At 51.9% G+C, this 14415-nt stretch carries 18 protein-coding genes; 5 read left to right on the top strand and 13 right to left on the bottom strand.

Going from position 1 to position 14415, the window contains the following annotated elements:
• Window positions 1-674, bottom strand: a 674-nt coding sequence (locus tag RJ53_RS09990; protein ID WP_211531483.1) for an energy-coupling factor ABC transporter permease, incomplete at its 3' end; no start/stop codon positions are given.
• Window positions 675-803: 129 nt separating this feature from the next.
• On the opposite strand from RJ53_RS09990, the gene RJ53_RS09985 reads away from it, so the two are divergent.
• Window positions 804-2147, top strand: coding sequence for a cobyrinate a,c-diamide synthase (locus tag RJ53_RS09985; protein WP_246496086.1), 1344 nt, complete (start codon window positions 804-806; stop codon window positions 2145-2147).
• On the opposite strand, the gene RJ53_RS09980 is transcribed toward RJ53_RS09985, so the two are convergent.
• The 10 genes from RJ53_RS09980 to RJ53_RS09935 are packed head-to-tail and all read right to left on the bottom strand — an operon-like array spanning window position 2139 to window position 9065.
• Window positions 2139-3254: an endonuclease Q family protein gene (locus RJ53_RS09980; protein WP_211531482.1), complete on the bottom strand. Its 1116-nt coding sequence runs from the start codon at window positions 3252-3254 to the stop codon at window positions 2139-2141. The two genes, RJ53_RS09985 and RJ53_RS09980, sit on opposite strands and share 9 nt — an antisense overlap.
• Before the next feature lie 2 nt (window positions 3255-3256).
• Window positions 3257-4006, bottom strand: coding sequence for a proteasome assembly chaperone family protein (locus tag RJ53_RS09975; protein ID WP_211531481.1), 750 nt, complete (start codon window positions 4004-4006; stop codon window positions 3257-3259).
• The gene (locus RJ53_RS09970; RefSeq protein WP_343221880.1) at window positions 3994-4143 is read right to left on the bottom strand and encodes an RNA-protein complex protein Nop10; all 150 of its coding nucleotides are present in this window, start codon (window positions 4141-4143) and stop codon (window positions 3994-3996) included. The genes RJ53_RS09975 and RJ53_RS09970 overlap by 13 nt, the downstream gene beginning before the upstream one ends.
• Window positions 4144-4168: 25 nt before the next feature.
• Window positions 4169-4942 carry a translation initiation factor IF-2 subunit alpha gene (locus RJ53_RS09965; RefSeq protein ID WP_211531479.1) on the bottom strand — a complete coding sequence of 258 codons (774 nt, stop codon included), beginning with the start codon at window positions 4940-4942 and terminating at the stop codon, window positions 4169-4171.
• Between the two features lie 7 nt (window positions 4943-4949).
• Window positions 4950-5138 (bottom strand): 30S ribosomal protein S27e, encoded by a 189-nt coding sequence (locus tag RJ53_RS09960; RefSeq protein WP_211531478.1) that lies wholly within the window; start codon window positions 5136-5138, stop codon window positions 4950-4952.
• An 8-nt stretch (window positions 5139-5146) separates the two neighbouring features.
• Window positions 5147-5425, bottom strand: a complete 279-nt coding sequence (locus tag RJ53_RS09955; RefSeq protein ID WP_211531477.1) for a 50S ribosomal protein L44e — start codon at window positions 5423-5425, stop codon at window positions 5147-5149.
• Between the two features lie 37 nt (window positions 5426-5462).
• Window positions 5463-6074: a DNA replication complex GINS family protein gene (locus RJ53_RS09950; protein ID WP_211531476.1), complete on the bottom strand. Its 612-nt coding sequence runs from the start codon at window positions 6072-6074 to the stop codon at window positions 5463-5465.
• Entirely contained in the window at window positions 6071-7228 is a 1158-nt protein-coding gene (locus RJ53_RS09945) for a DNA primase small subunit domain-containing protein (protein WP_211531475.1), read from the bottom strand. The genes RJ53_RS09950 and RJ53_RS09945 overlap by 4 nt, the downstream gene beginning before the upstream one ends.
• A complete protein-coding gene (locus RJ53_RS09940) occupies window positions 7225-8793 on the bottom strand; it encodes a tRNA uridine(34) 5-carboxymethylaminomethyl modification radical SAM/GNAT enzyme Elp3 (RefSeq protein ID WP_211531474.1) in 1569 nt (522 codons plus the stop codon). The genes RJ53_RS09945 and RJ53_RS09940 overlap by 4 nt, the downstream gene beginning before the upstream one ends.
• Before the next feature lie 8 nt (window positions 8794-8801).
• Window positions 8802-9065, bottom strand: a complete 264-nt coding sequence (locus RJ53_RS09935; protein ID WP_211531473.1) for a UPF0058 family protein — start codon at window positions 9063-9065, stop codon at window positions 8802-8804.
• Between the two features lie 52 nt (window positions 9066-9117).
• On the opposite strand from RJ53_RS09935, the gene RJ53_RS09930 reads away from it, so the two are divergent.
• Window positions 9118-10005 carry an ADP-ribosylglycohydrolase family protein gene (locus RJ53_RS09930; protein WP_211531472.1) on the top strand — a complete coding sequence of 296 codons (888 nt, stop codon included), beginning with the start codon at window positions 9118-9120 and terminating at the stop codon, window positions 10003-10005.
• Window positions 10006-10014: 9 nt separating this feature from the next.
• Here RJ53_RS09930 and RJ53_RS09925 read toward each other — a convergent pair whose 3' ends face one another.
• Complete coding sequence (locus RJ53_RS09925; RefSeq protein WP_211531471.1) at window positions 10015-10464, bottom strand: UPF0179 family protein; 450 nt, start codon at window positions 10462-10464, stop codon at window positions 10015-10017.
• Window positions 10465-10469: 5 nt separating this feature from the next.
• The gene (locus tag RJ53_RS09920) at window positions 10470-11549 is read right to left on the bottom strand and encodes an NAD(P)-dependent glycerol-1-phosphate dehydrogenase (RefSeq protein ID WP_211531470.1); all 1080 of its coding nucleotides are present in this window, start codon (window positions 11547-11549) and stop codon (window positions 10470-10472) included.
• Window positions 11550-11561: 12 nt separating this feature from the next.
• Here RJ53_RS09920 and RJ53_RS09915 point away from each other — a divergent pair, with 12 nt between their 5' ends.
• Genes RJ53_RS09915 through proS form a run of 3 tightly spaced genes read left to right on the top strand, consistent with a single transcriptional unit; the run spans window position 11562 to window position 14407 of the window.
• Window positions 11562-12410, top strand: a complete 849-nt coding sequence (locus RJ53_RS09915) for a DUF63 family protein (protein ID WP_211531469.1) — start codon at window positions 11562-11564, stop codon at window positions 12408-12410.
• Window positions 12403-12969: a stage II sporulation protein M gene (locus tag RJ53_RS09910; protein ID WP_211531468.1), complete on the top strand. Its 567-nt coding sequence runs from the start codon at window positions 12403-12405 to the stop codon at window positions 12967-12969. Before RJ53_RS09915 ends, RJ53_RS09910 begins: the two co-directional genes overlap by 8 nt.
• A gap of 10 nt (window positions 12970-12979) precedes the next feature.
• On the top strand, window positions 12980-14407 hold the full coding sequence (gene proS / locus RJ53_RS09905; RefSeq protein WP_211531467.1) for a proline--tRNA ligase: 1428 nt from the start codon (window positions 12980-12982) through the stop codon (window positions 14405-14407).
• Window positions 14408-14415: the final 8 nt, after the last annotated feature.

The raw sequence follows: 14415 nt of genomic DNA, 5'->3' as shown, positions 1-14415 counted from the left end.
CGATTCACCCTCTCCTGTGAGATGACCCCAAGCCTGATGAGGATCTCCGGCTTCAGCTGAATGATATACTTGAAGACGAGTGCGATGACGACACCCTCTATGATTGCAAGCGGTATCTGTGTCACAGCAAAGATTGCTCCGAATGCCATAAAAGACGCTACCACACCACCAGTCTCTGCAGGGAATGCCAGGGCAAGCTGCAGTGAGGTGACAAGATACGTGACAATATTTGCAAGGGCTGCTGCACAGAAGATCGTTATGATTTCATTCATTCCAATTTTCCTTCCTGTAATAAAGATCGCATAGGCCACAACAGGTCCTGCAATTCCCATCGAGAAGAGATTGGCACCGAGCGTTGAGATACCGCCATGCGCAAGGAAGAGTGCCTGGTACACAAGGACGATCAAAGCGAGCACTGACGCGATGAACGGGCCGAAGAGCACAGAACCCAGTCCTGTTCCAGTAGGATGCGAACAACTGCCGGTAACCGAAGGAAGCTTCAGTGATGAAAGGACGAAGACGAATGCCCCGGCAACAGCAAGGAGCGGCAATGCCTCCCGGTTTTCACGAAGAAGCTTTCTGAGGGAATAAAAGCCCATGAGAACAAAAGGGGCAGAGAGAACAAGCCAGATCTGCCACCAGGGGCTCGGTAAAAAACCTTCCATGATATGCATATATACACCAATTTTATTTACTATAGGTAAGATAATTTTGACATATGAATCTACCTATATCCCTCTGACAAAACCCCACATTTTTCTGATCAGAGAGCGCAGGTTCTGAGAGAGGAGGGGAGCTGCGCATTGTCAGAGAAAGAGATACATATCCCAAGAATTATTATCGCAGGCACACACAGCGGCTGTGGAAAGACCACCGTCGCAACCGGGCTGATGGGGGCGCTTACCGCACGAGGCCTGAAGGTCCAGCCGTTCAAGGTAGGTCCCGACTTCATCGATCCGACCCACCATACGGCGATCTGCAAAAGGAGTTCACGAAACCTCGATCCCTTCATGATGGGGAAGGATGAGGTGACGAGAACATTCGTTGCAGCCTCGCAAGGAGCGGATATCGCCGTCATCGAAGGAGTGATGGGCCTCCATGACGGTATCGATGGCACAGGCATATCAAGTACTGCGGATTGTGCGAAGATCCTCTCATGCCCGATCATCCTCGTCTGTGATGTCAAGGGGATGAGCAGAAGCGTCCATGCATTGATCAGGGGATATACAGGCTTTGACCCGGCTGTAACCTGCTCCGGCGTCATCTACAATCGCGGTGGATCAGAACGCCACCGGAGTATGATAGGCCTTGAGGAGACAATCCCTTCGTTTGGCTGGATCCCCCGGAATGATATACTCACCGTCGGAAGCCGCCATCTCGGCCTGGCAATGGCAGGCGAGGGGGATGGATTGGAGAAGAGCAGTGCAGTCATAGAGGAGTGCTGTAATATCGAGGGGATCATCAAAGCGGCTGCCACTGCTCCCCCGCTCCCGGTGAATAAAGATGAACGGAGTAATGAACCGGAGAGAGTCCGGATCGGTGTTGCGATGGACCGGGCATTCTGCTTCTATTACGCAGAGAACCTGACACGCCTCCGGAGAGCGGGTGCAGAACTCATCTTCTTCTCTCCGATGACCGACCACCTCCCGGACGTCGATGGCCTGTACCTCGGCGGCGGGTATCCCGAACTACATGCAGAGGCACTTGAGGAGAGCCCCTGTCGAAAAGAGATCAAAAAGGCTGCTGAAGAAGGACTGCCGATCTATGGCGAGTGCGGAGGTCTCATCTATCTCTCCCGTTCACTTGAAACAGATGACAAACGATACAGCTTCGCAGGTGTGGTACCGGCAGATGCAGAGATGAAGAGCCGGTTTGTGGCACTTGGATATATTGATGGAGAGGTTCATCATAGCTCCTCATCATTCCAGAAAGGACTCTCCCTTAAAGGACATGAATTTCATTACTCAACAATGCACCCGGACAGAGATACCCGCTACGCCTTCATCCTGAAGAGAGGAAAAGGAATTGTGGATCAGCAGGACGGGATTATTGCAGGAGAGACCATCGCGGGATACAGCCACATCTACTTCTCGGACCGGTTTGCAGAGGAACTTGTTGCGATGGCTAAAAAAAATAGCTCAGAGTGAGAAAGATCCATACTGCCCCCCGCCACCGGGATGAAGGGTTACCCTCCCCTCCCTGAAGGCGGCTACGGCATCGCCCACACCCTGATGAACCGAGCGGATCTCATCAGGAGACACCGCAATCAGAATAGCAAGCTCATTATCGAAGAGCCCGATAAGTTCATTGTAGAGGAGGCGGCATTTCTTCGTCACCGGGGAAGATGTCCCAAGAACTGTGCTGATGATCTCCGGTAGCGGGATGATATGGAGGTATGGAGGACGGTTTTTCGGCACGCCATCGGTCAATTCGAGGGCGCGATCCCGGACCCCTTTCTTGATCCTTCCTTTATCAACCGGACACCGCCATCCGTATTTCTCCGCCTCCTCAAGCGAGTACTGGTGGTAGCACCGGGTACAGGCGGTTCTATTATATTTGCCTTCTTCAGGGAAGAATCCGATGTTCATCTCAATAGATCCCGATCGGATTGCCCGGAGGAGTCCGGCGGGAGTCATTGACTCGAGACTGAGGATCGTACATTCCCGTCCGAGCTTTGCCGGATGTGGACTGTGGGCATCTGAATTTGTCAGAAACGGAATCTGCGCAAGCTCACTGATCCCGGCACCATACCGGCTGTCTGCCGAGAGGCCAAGCTCCAGAAACCCGACCTCTTCATCACCATAGCAGTCAGCAAGCGAAGAGAAAGCGGCATAGATCGACCGCCACGGGGTGAAGGCATGGGCAGGGCCGATCATCCCTCCGGCCTCATTAACATGCCGGGCAATCTCTGAACCGGCAAGACGAAGATGCGGCCGTCCCGACGTCCTGATATGGGAGCAGTATGAGGAAAATGTCTCCTCAAGTGTTGAAAACGTCTCGAACTCTTCAGAGAAGATCAGGTGATGCACCCGGTTCTGATCCTCAACCTCCGCCGTCGGAAGGATGATGATCCCCTCCTGATTATCGGTATCCTCCCACATCCGTCTCCATTCCGGATGAAGAGCATCCCCGCTTCCGATAGCGTTGATACCCTTTGTCCTACACCCGGATAGGATCTGATCAGGGATCATATCCTTCGATGTTGCCATCGAAAAACAGGAGTGTATATGGAGATCGGCTGCAACACGGGTCATATCTACCCGATGTAGGAGAGATCATCCCGTTCACGATCAGCTTCAGACTCCTTCAGCTTCTCAAGAGCCCCCTCGAGCTCTTCAGCCGTCTCCTGAAGACGGGCGGGATCGAAGTCCCGGCCGATGAGTTTTGAGAGGATGGTGATGACCGCACGGGCACTGATGGGATCAACGAGGTATCCTGACGTCTCACCGAGAAGTGCAATACCCCCGATACCACGGAGTGACCCAAGGGCGATGAGAAGGCCGGCAGCCCCGATGATACCTCCCGGGGGCTCGTCCGGTGAAAAGACACAGCCAGCTTCTACAGCCAGAGTGACCAGCTCAGTCTGATCAGCTGCACAGAGAACCCGTGGCGTCTCGACGAGGTGACCGACACCGTACCCGCCAAGGGTATAGATCCGGGTGACACCAAACTCCATGGCGAGATCAAGATAATGGCCGGTCATAACATAATGGCCTTCAGGGGAGACGCTCTGGCAGTCTCCCGTCAGAATGAGCAGCGGCTGATCACCCGGAATATAGTAGACCTCGTTCTTCGGGAGATGAACAGTACCTTCCCGATCGATCATCACCTGCGGTGGAAAGTGGTGGGAGATGATCTCGGCAACCAGAACGCCTTCGAGTTCATCAACGATATGGTCCGCGACAAGTTTGCCGACATGGCCGACACCCGGGAGGCCTTCAATCATGATTGGTGCGGTGTATTCAGCCGGATTATCGATCTTATAGGTGATTGTTACTCGATCCATGAACGCATCTGCCTCCTGTATCTGCCATAGCGATCCTGTGGTGAGAATCGGGGGGGATGCACCGGTCGTGTGCGTGCAGCACATCTGGTGCAGATCTGAGAAAAAGTATAGGTGCCATCTTCAGGGCACCGTCTCATCCGGCCAAACATAGTACCGGGTATCTTATTTCTGTTTACGGATCAGCTTTCCGGTTCCGCCAGCTCGCTCTACGACACCGATGGCATTTGAAGCAACCTTCTCGATCGCCTTCTCCGCAACTTTATAATCAGTAGCGGTGACCTTGACCTGATATCGTGGAGCTCCGAGATAGGTGATATCCACATCGACACCGGGAAGCTTCGTCTCGGCACTCCGAAGGGCGCGCCTGATGATGTTGACACCGTCCGGCTTATCCGACATCATATCAATAATTCCGGAGATCGTCACCTTCTGGACCTTGACATTCTCGGCTGCGACGGTCATGAGCGCAGCAATCACAGCATCCGGAAGATTAAACCGGCGCAGTACATCATCTCCCTGAATGACGAGCTCTTCAAATAATGGATAGAAGAGTGAATATTCAGCACGGAGCGGATCGATAATCTCGGCAGGATTGATACCGGTCGCCTCTGCGGCAAAACCTATCCACTTATGAGCCTTCTGTTCGTTCTTCCATTCCTGGATCTTCTCACGCCGCTGGTGATCATTGACATCCTTTAATGAGAGGTCGATATGCCCGCGCGAGGTATCTACATGAAGGACTTTACAGACGACTTTCTGCCCCTCACGGATAAAATCACGAATATATTTGATCCACCCACGCGCGATCTCAGAGATTGGTATGAGACCCTGGCGGCCTTCATATTCATCCAGGGTAACGAATGCTGCAAAGTCCTTGACATCAACGACGGTGCAGACTACCAGTTCTCCATCTTCAGGCCATAACCTCTCGCTCATCAGACACTCACTCAAATGTTGATACGATCTCAGCCTTTATCATTGCTTTGCCGCCGGTCGGTTCGGTAAGGAGATGGCCACAGACGATACAGTCAACAGCTGTCGTTGCCTTCTCAAAGACGACCTGCTCATTCTCACAGTCCGGACATTTCACTTTCATGAACCTGCTCCGGTTCTCACGATTTAATTCGACCATAGATAGACTCACTCCGTTAGTTCAAATTTCGCAATGCGGTATCCTTTTCTCAGATGGGCTTTAGAACAGGTCTTGCAGCGATATCTGACATTAATCTTCTTCGTTGGCTTATCGCCACCGGGCACCTTGCTGAATTTACCCATGTTTCCGACACGGGATCTCCGAGCCTTCTCACGGTCGATCCAGTGAAGACCCGTCGTCTTCCCCTTCTTTACTTTCTCGATCTCGTGCTCGGTGTGTGTCCGGCAGAACGGACAGTATGTGTTGAATTTTGCTGGTCTTTTCATGAAAAATACCTCGATTTCAGGAACCCGAATACCATATTTATTTGCGAATCCTTGTATTTAAGGCTATGTTGCGGTTACAGAGGACATCGGCATTTGGTCGCGGTAAGACGACAATATCTCCCGGAAGAAGTGAGTATGTCCTTCCATCATACCCCATAAACGACTCGACCGGGGTAATGATTCGAACAGTTGTGACCCCTTCAGACGGTTTCGCCTCAGTAATCTCCTCCTCTTCTTCCTTCTCTTCAATGACCGGGCCCTTCCTGCGTATCTGAAAGTCAACCATAGTCCCCCGTGCATGAGAGACTGCATCTGATACCGTATCGAAGAGAAGTCGTTCTTCGGAGGTCATGAGCCGCATCATCTCACGATCGATAACATCTCCGTTCGCTTTTGCAGTGGCAAGCTCGATGATCCTGGCCGTCCGGATGGAGAAGATCTCCTGAAGGAAAGACTTGATACTCTCAATCTGACGGATCATATCCTGCGTCTCTTCAGAGAGGGGATCCCCGGAGTCATACAGAGCGCGATACATCCGTTCGATCTCTTCATGTACCTTCAGGTAGAGGTCAGAAGGGATGTCGGTCAGCGTACCGCTCGCCCGTTCATCAAAGAGGATCGATCTGAGGCGATCAAACGAGATGTTCATGAAACCCCCCCACCATACTCTGCAATACCACGGGAACAAAGGAAGATAGCAAGTGCCTCCGGTACAGTATTCATCCCTTTTTCGACAGTATAGCAGTTTCCGAGGATCGGCATCTCCAGGGCAAATGATGATTCCACCCTCACCGTCCTTTCGGAGAAGACGACTGCATCAATAAGCGGATCGAAGTCATCAACCTCCCGCACATCAAGAGGAGTAACCCGAAACCCGCTTCCCCCATGAAGAGACGAAGGGTGGCGGATGAGTCGTCTGATATCGGTCGTCACCGGCTCATCGGCAAGAGCAGCCTGTTCCTGTATCTTCGTTATGAGAATACTCTCAGGATCTGCAAACATTGCCTGCATCACCCGATCATGAATGCAGAAAGAATAATCATTGCTATCGATAGAGCGAAGGAGGCTTGCCCGTCGCTTCAAAAAACTGCCTGCACCCTGTGGGGAGACACCCCTGACTGAGGAGAGGAGACCGACCTGCTCATCCGGGGGCACGGATCCAATTGCATGCAGGGTCTCTGAAACGGCCTTCTTCAGCCTGAGCCTCCACCCGCGATCCGGCCAATCCGGGTGACTGAGGAGAAGGGAAGGAGACAGCCCGGTTCCACATACATAATTCACGAGTTCACGACGCTCTGCACTCTTCCAGGACCTCAGCGCGATTGAACTGAGGTGGATATGATACCCTCTCCCTCCAGAGAAGACGATCGAGAGTTCCCGTTCGGGATCGATCCCACAGTCATCTGAGAGCATCCCGATCAATTTAAAAAGCTCTTCCTTGACACGGCTGAGCATCTGATCATAAGGGCCGCGCAGAATATGATCGGCATCAAGATCGAAGATGAGATCCGCACCCCCCCACTCTTTTTCATCCATCACCGGAGCGGCAGGATGTTCATAATATGCTGTCGAGTAGTACACATGGGCAGGTGTCATCGATCTGAAATACGAAAACAGTTCATCCTGTGTTGTAAATGAGAGGTGACGCCGCATACCGGGAGTACTTCTGGTCTCAAAGAACATGAAACCCCATTCGCGCTGTGATAACGCCTCCGGTACCCTGAGTGGGGCGGTCTTTGGTATCCGCCCTGCATAATAATCGGAGAACCGGTTTCTGAGAAACTCGACAGTTGCAGGTTTCATGAAATTCGTTTCACCATATATGGTCCTTCTCGCTGATATCCCTGTTTACGATAATACGGACGGACACCGATGCCGCTCATCACGGCAAGACGATGATACCCGCTATTTTGTGCCATCTCCTCTGCAGAGTCGAGAAGGAGCTTCCCATAGGACCGGTGCTGCCGTTCATCCCCTGCCGGATCTGTTGCAAGAGGGACGATGCTCCCATAGACATGCAGCTCCCGAATAAGGGCGGTATCCACCAGATCCGGAGTGAAGGGCATTCCTGGAAAACGAAGCCGCACAAACCCTATCAGTGAGTCTCCTGCCACAGCCTGAATAAAGAACTCACGCCCACCACAACAGTCATAAGCAACAGATCGGATATCCCCCTCGTTCGGATCAGGACTCCTTCCGATCTCCCGGCACCGGATACACCGGCATCGCTTCCCTTCCTTTGAGAGATGCTGCTGAGCAAGCTGCCTGAAGTTTCCGTGCCGGGAACCTGCTACAATCAGCTTTGCAGGAATATCACGCTGGATTCGCTGTAGCCGGGTATACTCAGGAAGTTGCTCCTTTGCATAGGCGACAAGGGCAATGAGTTCATCCTCGTCATATGGCCGGTACTCCCCACGCTGATAGAGCGCCTCTATCTCGGATCCGGGTGTGACCAGTGTTGGGTAAATCTTCAGGAAGTCTGGACGAAAATCCGGATTATCAAAGAGTTCCCGAAACATCCACTGATCTGTCCCGATATCACTTCCGGGAAGATTGGGCATCACATGGAACCCAACCTTCAGGCCTGAATCCCGCAGAAGCCGGTTTGCCTCGATCGTCGCTGCAACGCTATGACCTCGCCGGTTATAGTCAAGAATATTGTCACGGAGATGCTGAACTCCAATCTCCACTTTTGTCACACCGAGGGAAAGCATCTGCTCGATATGTTCCCGCCTGCACCAGTCCGGACGGGTCTCAAAGGTGATCGCAACACACCGTACTGCTGCACTCTCATTTGCCAATGCCGCCTCCTCATGAGTGCATTCAACCGATGACTTCAGCGGAAAGTCATTCATCGCACGAAGGCATGAGGTGACAAACCATTCCTGATATCCGGGATCCCGTGCTGTAATCGTTCCGCCCATCACGATCAGTTCCGCCTTATCGACATGATGTCCAAGGAGACGAAACTGGGAGAGGCGGGCATGTACCTGTTCATACGGATCATAGGCATGTTCACGCCCACGGAGAGCCGCAGGCTCCTCACCCGTATAGCTCTGGGGAGAGCCGAAGAGGTGTTCTGGCCCTCCCGGACAGGGAAGACAGATCCCATGCGGACATGGATGGGGGGATGTCATCGCTGCTATGGGAGCAACACCTGAAAGCGTCCTTGTCGGTTTGACCATCAGAATTCGTCGAAGATACTCACGTTCATCAGGTCTTGCTACAGCAAGGATGGCGGAGTTCTTCGGCATCACCGCAAGGCGATATTTGCGACAGACAGAGAGTTTGATCCTCTGGATATCCTCAGGCGTAGCTGAAGACGACAGAAGGGAGATAATCTCCCGATACGCAGTATGTTCGTCCATGAAAAAAATCAGGGTTTGATTGCAATAACAGGAGAGGATTTGTTCTGGTATTCTGAATATAATCCATGATTATCCCCGATCCGCTCAACCAGCTCTTCTGCCAATGTAAGAAGAGCCTCTTTATGTGAATTTTTATTTTTGTGGATATGAACGGGAGAGATAAGGAGAGAATCGTATTTGTTCGTCGTAATCGCGTCGCCTGTGACGGTCTCGTAATACTTTTTAACTGTGACCATCAGCATGTGGAGATGTAATAATTCTTCTTTCTGCACCCAATCACCTGTATAGTAAACACTCAAGTGAGTATCATGATATAATTAATTGGTGATCTTTATATTCCAATTCACGCGCATACCCGGATCCCTTATTGGGCTTGCAATTGGCGACTCTTTCGGTGCGCCCTTTGAAGGGAGCATAAATATCGGTTTAATTCCTGAACGTATGACAGGAGGAGGTCCTTTTCAGACACGCCGGGGAGAGTACACCGATGATACCCTCCAGATGATCGCGCTTGCAGAGACCCTGATCACCTGTCACGGCTTTCAGGCAATCGACTTTGTCACAAGACTGCTCAGAATCTATGACACACACCCCGAATACTTTGGTCCGACGAGTCGCATGGTGCTTGAGAGGATCAGATCCGGCGTGCCACCGGAGGAGGCCGCAATACTTCCGGGGGTAGCCCGGGCCAGGGGAGGAAGAACAAACGGCGCCGTGATGCGTGGTGCACCAATCGGAATTTTTTACAGGCCGAATGAAGTTCTTTCCGTGAGCCGGATGGCTGCAGCTGTCACACATAGTCACCCTGTAGCCATAGCATGCTCAGGTCTTGTTAATCAGATGATCTCCATCCTCTGCCGGGGAGGATCAAAAGAGACCGCATTCTTCAGAGCACTTGAATCATGTGACAATGGAGAGGTTCGAAAAAGAGTCGCTGCCCTTTCCCTGGCAGAAATCATTCCTTCCCTGGATGCGCTCGATACCACACATGCCGCGATCACCTGTTTTATGGAGGAGCGGACCTTCAGGGAGATGATCCGTCGTGCGGTCGGATATGGTGGAGATACCGATACCATCGCTGCAATCACAGGTGCACTTGGGGGTGCGTTTCTTGGTATCGGAGGGATACCACAGCACTGGATCTCGGAGATAGAGGGGGCGGGCAATATCCTTGCCCTGGAAGATGCGGTCTGGCGTGCCGGAGCGAGGTAATCTCCGGAATTATAGTGGAAGAAGTTCGACGAGTTTCATATTCTTCTTCCCCCGGAGACACTCGTCAGGGGCATTACCAAGAATCTGAGTGATAATGTAGCGCTCTTTTTCATTTACGCCTTCCGGATGGCAGAGATCATAGCTCCGGCAGTCTTCACGGTTGCACGGATATTCAAAGACAATTCGGGAGTTCATTATCGCCATCTCCCCGGCGATGAGAGCAACGACCGGCGCTTCGATCACCTCAACGACCCGTGCACCCTCTTCGAAGACGGAACAGGTATGAGTTGTCGGTCTGACGGTTTCAACCCGGTACCGTCTCCCTTCAATGAGATTATGACATGCTTTCCTGACTTTACATCCTTCACATGCCGGAACGGATCCGACATAAATAAACTCTTCACCTGGTTTTGCCATCTTAATTCCGATGAGTGTCACCCGGTTCTTCGCCTCTGTCATCTTCCTCACTCCTGATAGAGCATCCGGACAAGCGTCGCTGCAGATTCTTCCGTAATACCCATATCAAATATCGTAAAGCGCTCAGGACGTATCTCTTTTGCCCTGATCAGCGCCTGTGCCACGATCTGATCGGAGAGACCTGCCTCCTTCGGATTGACAGGAGCACCAATCATCCTGAGCGAGTCCCGTATTCCCTTCCAGTCTCCGCCATGGAGGTACATCGAGATTATCGAGCCGATACCGCAGGCCTCTCCATGAAGGATCTTCCCGGGTGCAAGCCGTTCAAGCGCGTGGCCGAATTTATGTTCACCGCCACTTGCCGGTCGTGATGATCCGGCGATGCTCATCGCAACGCCCGAGGATACAAGGGCTTTTGTAACGATCCATGCACTCTCCTCACTCCGGGGCCGGATGAGCGGGGCATCCTTCACCAGAATCTCAGCTGTCATCCGGGAGAGGGCAACAGCATATTCTGAGATCGATTCTCCCCTGAGGCGATGAGCAAGCTCCCAGTCAAGGATTGCAGTATAATTTGAGATGATATCCGCACATCCCGATGCGAGGAGCCGGTGTGGTGCGTCAGCAATAATACCGGTATCGGCAACGACGGCAACAGGAGGATGTGCGTCAAGGGAAGAGCTTCCATTCTCTGTCGAGACCGACGCACGGGAAGAAGCGATCCCGTCGTGGGAAGCTGCCGTTGGAACACTCATGAACTGGATATCAAGGTTAAACGAGGCAATCTTTGCCGTGTCGATGACACGCCCCCCACCGACTGCGATGATGACATCAGAGCGGACTCCTGCTGCTTCGATGGATGCGATTGAAGCAGGACTGATGGTATCAGCGATCTCTGTCGTAATCTGAAACGAGTCTTCAAGGAGTACGGCAACTCTGGATCCAACCTTCTTCATCGTCTCCGGTCCGCTCAGAAGGAGGACATTTCTTCCGATTTTGAGATCATCAAGCACTCTTGGTATCTGATCAAGGGCATCATGACCTATGACAACATCACGGGGAAGCTGCATCCATTTAGACTTATCAAAAACTTTATTTTTGAGTATCTTGAAGTATTCTGGGCCCATCAGGATCGTTTCATGATTAGTGACTTCATATACAAATACTACATTGATCCCATCCGGTATGGTGAGGCATATACTCTGGTAGATACCCTCACCTATGCACTGATTCTTATCATATCAGTCTTTCTCGTGTACCGGTGGCTGGAGAGTGCAGGAATCAGAATCGATTCGGACTTTATCCTTGCAACAATTCCATATGTTATATTTGGAGGATTCCTCCGGGTTATAGAAGATACCGGGATGATACAGAGTGATATCAGGTTTCTTCTGATCACCCCCCTCATATTTTTTGCGATCTTTGGAATCACCATCTTCTGCCTCATCATCGCGAAGGGATTCGAGCGTCTGGGGACTGTACCATCCTATATCACTGCATACCGGTTGCTTGGAGTACTCATCTCATTTGTCACACTGGGGATGCTTCTCTGGTGGGGAATGACGGAGACACAGCTCGATCTCCCGGTTGCGTTTATCATCCTCCTGATGGCAGGTGCCAGTACCGCCCTGACATATGCTGCTATCAGATACCTGCTTAAATGGGAGTATGTTCAAAACCCACTCTATATTCTGCTTATCTTCGGCCATCTTCTCGATGCAAGTGCGACGAGTTATGGGATCGATATCCATCCGATCCGGTACGTCGAGCAGCATGTCGTTGGCGGGGCACTCATCGACTGGGCGGGAACAGCTTTTGCAATGTTCCCATTGAAGCTGGCTGTCCTTATTCCAGGTATCTACATACTTGAAATGTACAGGAGAGAGAATGGCGAGGGGGGACTCTGGTATCTCCTCCTGCTTGCGATGATCGTTGTTGGAATGGCACCCGGAATCCGGGGGATGATGAGGATGATCATCCATGTTTAGAAGCCTCTTCATCAGTAGTCTCATTGCAATCCTGATATTTTCAGGATCGGTCGCCGCCGGTGCCGGCCTGGTATTTATGAATCCTGATATCGGAGATTCGTTTATGGAACTGGCCCATGAAGCTCTCGATATTGAGGAGATGATGGGCGATCCCCCCGCAACACTCGCCCTCAAACTCTTTGTAAACAATCTTCAGGCCTGTATCATCCTCTTCCTTGGGGGGGTGACGTTTGGCCTGCTGACAACCTTTGTGCTGATCGCCAACGGGGTTCTTGTCGGTGCTGTCGCCCAGATAGCAATGAAGCTTCAGGGCATCACCTTCGTCATTGCCGCTCTTGCACCCCATGGAGTCACAGAACTTCCGGCACTCTTCATCTCAGGAGCACTCGGCTTTATGCTGGCCCGGGAGATGAGAAGGGAACTGGAAGGAGAAGGGGATGCCGCCCTTGAGGCAGGAAGGTACGCAATGATCTTTGCAAAGGTGGTCGTTCCGCTCCTTGTCATTGCAGCGATTACGGAGGCTTTTATAACGCCCGCTATCATACTAATGGTCGTTTAGGTGTCAGATTATGGAAGAGAAGACCGACGCACTCCCACCAATTGCTGATTTCAGTGCATGGTATAACGAAATTCTCAGGCGCGCAGAGATTATGGATGTTCGCTACCCGGTCAAGGGGCTGTACGTCTGGTACCCGTTCGGGTTTGCGATTCGAAAGAATACATACAACAGGTTACGGGCACTTCTGGATGTTGATCATCAGGAGACCCTCTTCCCTCTCCTCATTCCTGATCATGAGTTTATGAAAGAGGCGGAACATATCAAAGGATTTGAAGAAGAAGTCTACTGGGTGACCCGTGGCGGACTCTCAGAACTCGATGTAAAGCTTGCGCTCCGCCCAACAAGCGAGACATCGATCTACCCGATGTATGCACTCTGGGTACGGTCACATGCCGATCTCCCACTGAAGCTCTATCAGATCGTCAATACCTTCAGGTACGAGACGAAGCATACACGCCCACTCATCAGGCTCAGGGAGATCACCTCATTCAAAGAGGCGCATACCGTTCACTGCACCTGGGAGGAGGCAGCCGCACAGGTTGAGGAGGCTGTCCGGTTATATACAGAATTCTATACCGGTCTGGCTGTTCCTGTGCTCATCTCGAGGCGGCCTGACTGGGATAAATTCCCCGGTGCCGATTACACCATTGCTGTTGATACCATCATGCCGGATGGAAAGACCCTCCAGATAGGAACCGCCCACCATCTCGGGACGCACTTCTCAAAGACATTCGGGATCACCTATGAGGACCTGAATGGAGAACAGCAACTCGCATACCAGACCTGCTATGGAATCTCTGAGCGGTGCATCGCCTCGGTCATCTCAGTCCATGGAGATGACACCGGGCTTGTCCTCCCCCCATCTGTTGCACCGGTTCAGGTCGCCATCATCCCAATCATCATCGGGAAACGGAGAGATGAGGTTCTCTCAGCTGCAGAAGGACTCCTAACAGAACTGAAAAGTATGGGAATACGTGCAGAGCTTGACACCCGCGATATGCGCCCAGGGGCAAAATACTATCATTGGGAGCTCCACGGCGTCCCACTCAGGCTTGAGCTCGGTCCCCGCGACATTGATGCCGGTACAATCGTTGCCGTTGACCGATTCAAGGTCAAACGCCAGATCAGTTCAGCCGCAGAAGTAGGACCCCTCCTCGATGAGATTCAGGAGACGATTCGAAATCGTGCAGAAGGTGCAAGGGAAGCAAAAATCAGACTCTGTTACTCAATTGACGAGATCAGATCAGCAGTTCAGGGAGGAGTCGCCGTTGCATCATGGTGCGGCGATCGTGCCTGTGCTGATCAGATCGAGGCAGAGACCGATGCAGCACTCCTTGGATCAGATCTCCGTGGTCCGTACAATGAACGGCTTCTGGATACGGGGTGTATCGTCTGTAAAAAGAATGGAACGGCAGCCCTTATCGGGCGATCGTACTAATTTTTTAT

This window comes from Methanocalculus chunghsingensis (genome assembly GCF_018132105.1).
Lineage (GTDB): Archaea > Halobacteriota > Methanomicrobia > Methanomicrobiales > Methanocorpusculaceae > Methanocalculus > Methanocalculus chunghsingensis.
The sequence above is the reverse complement of the archived record's forward strand: the minus strand, read 5'-3'. Positions and strand labels throughout refer to the sequence as shown.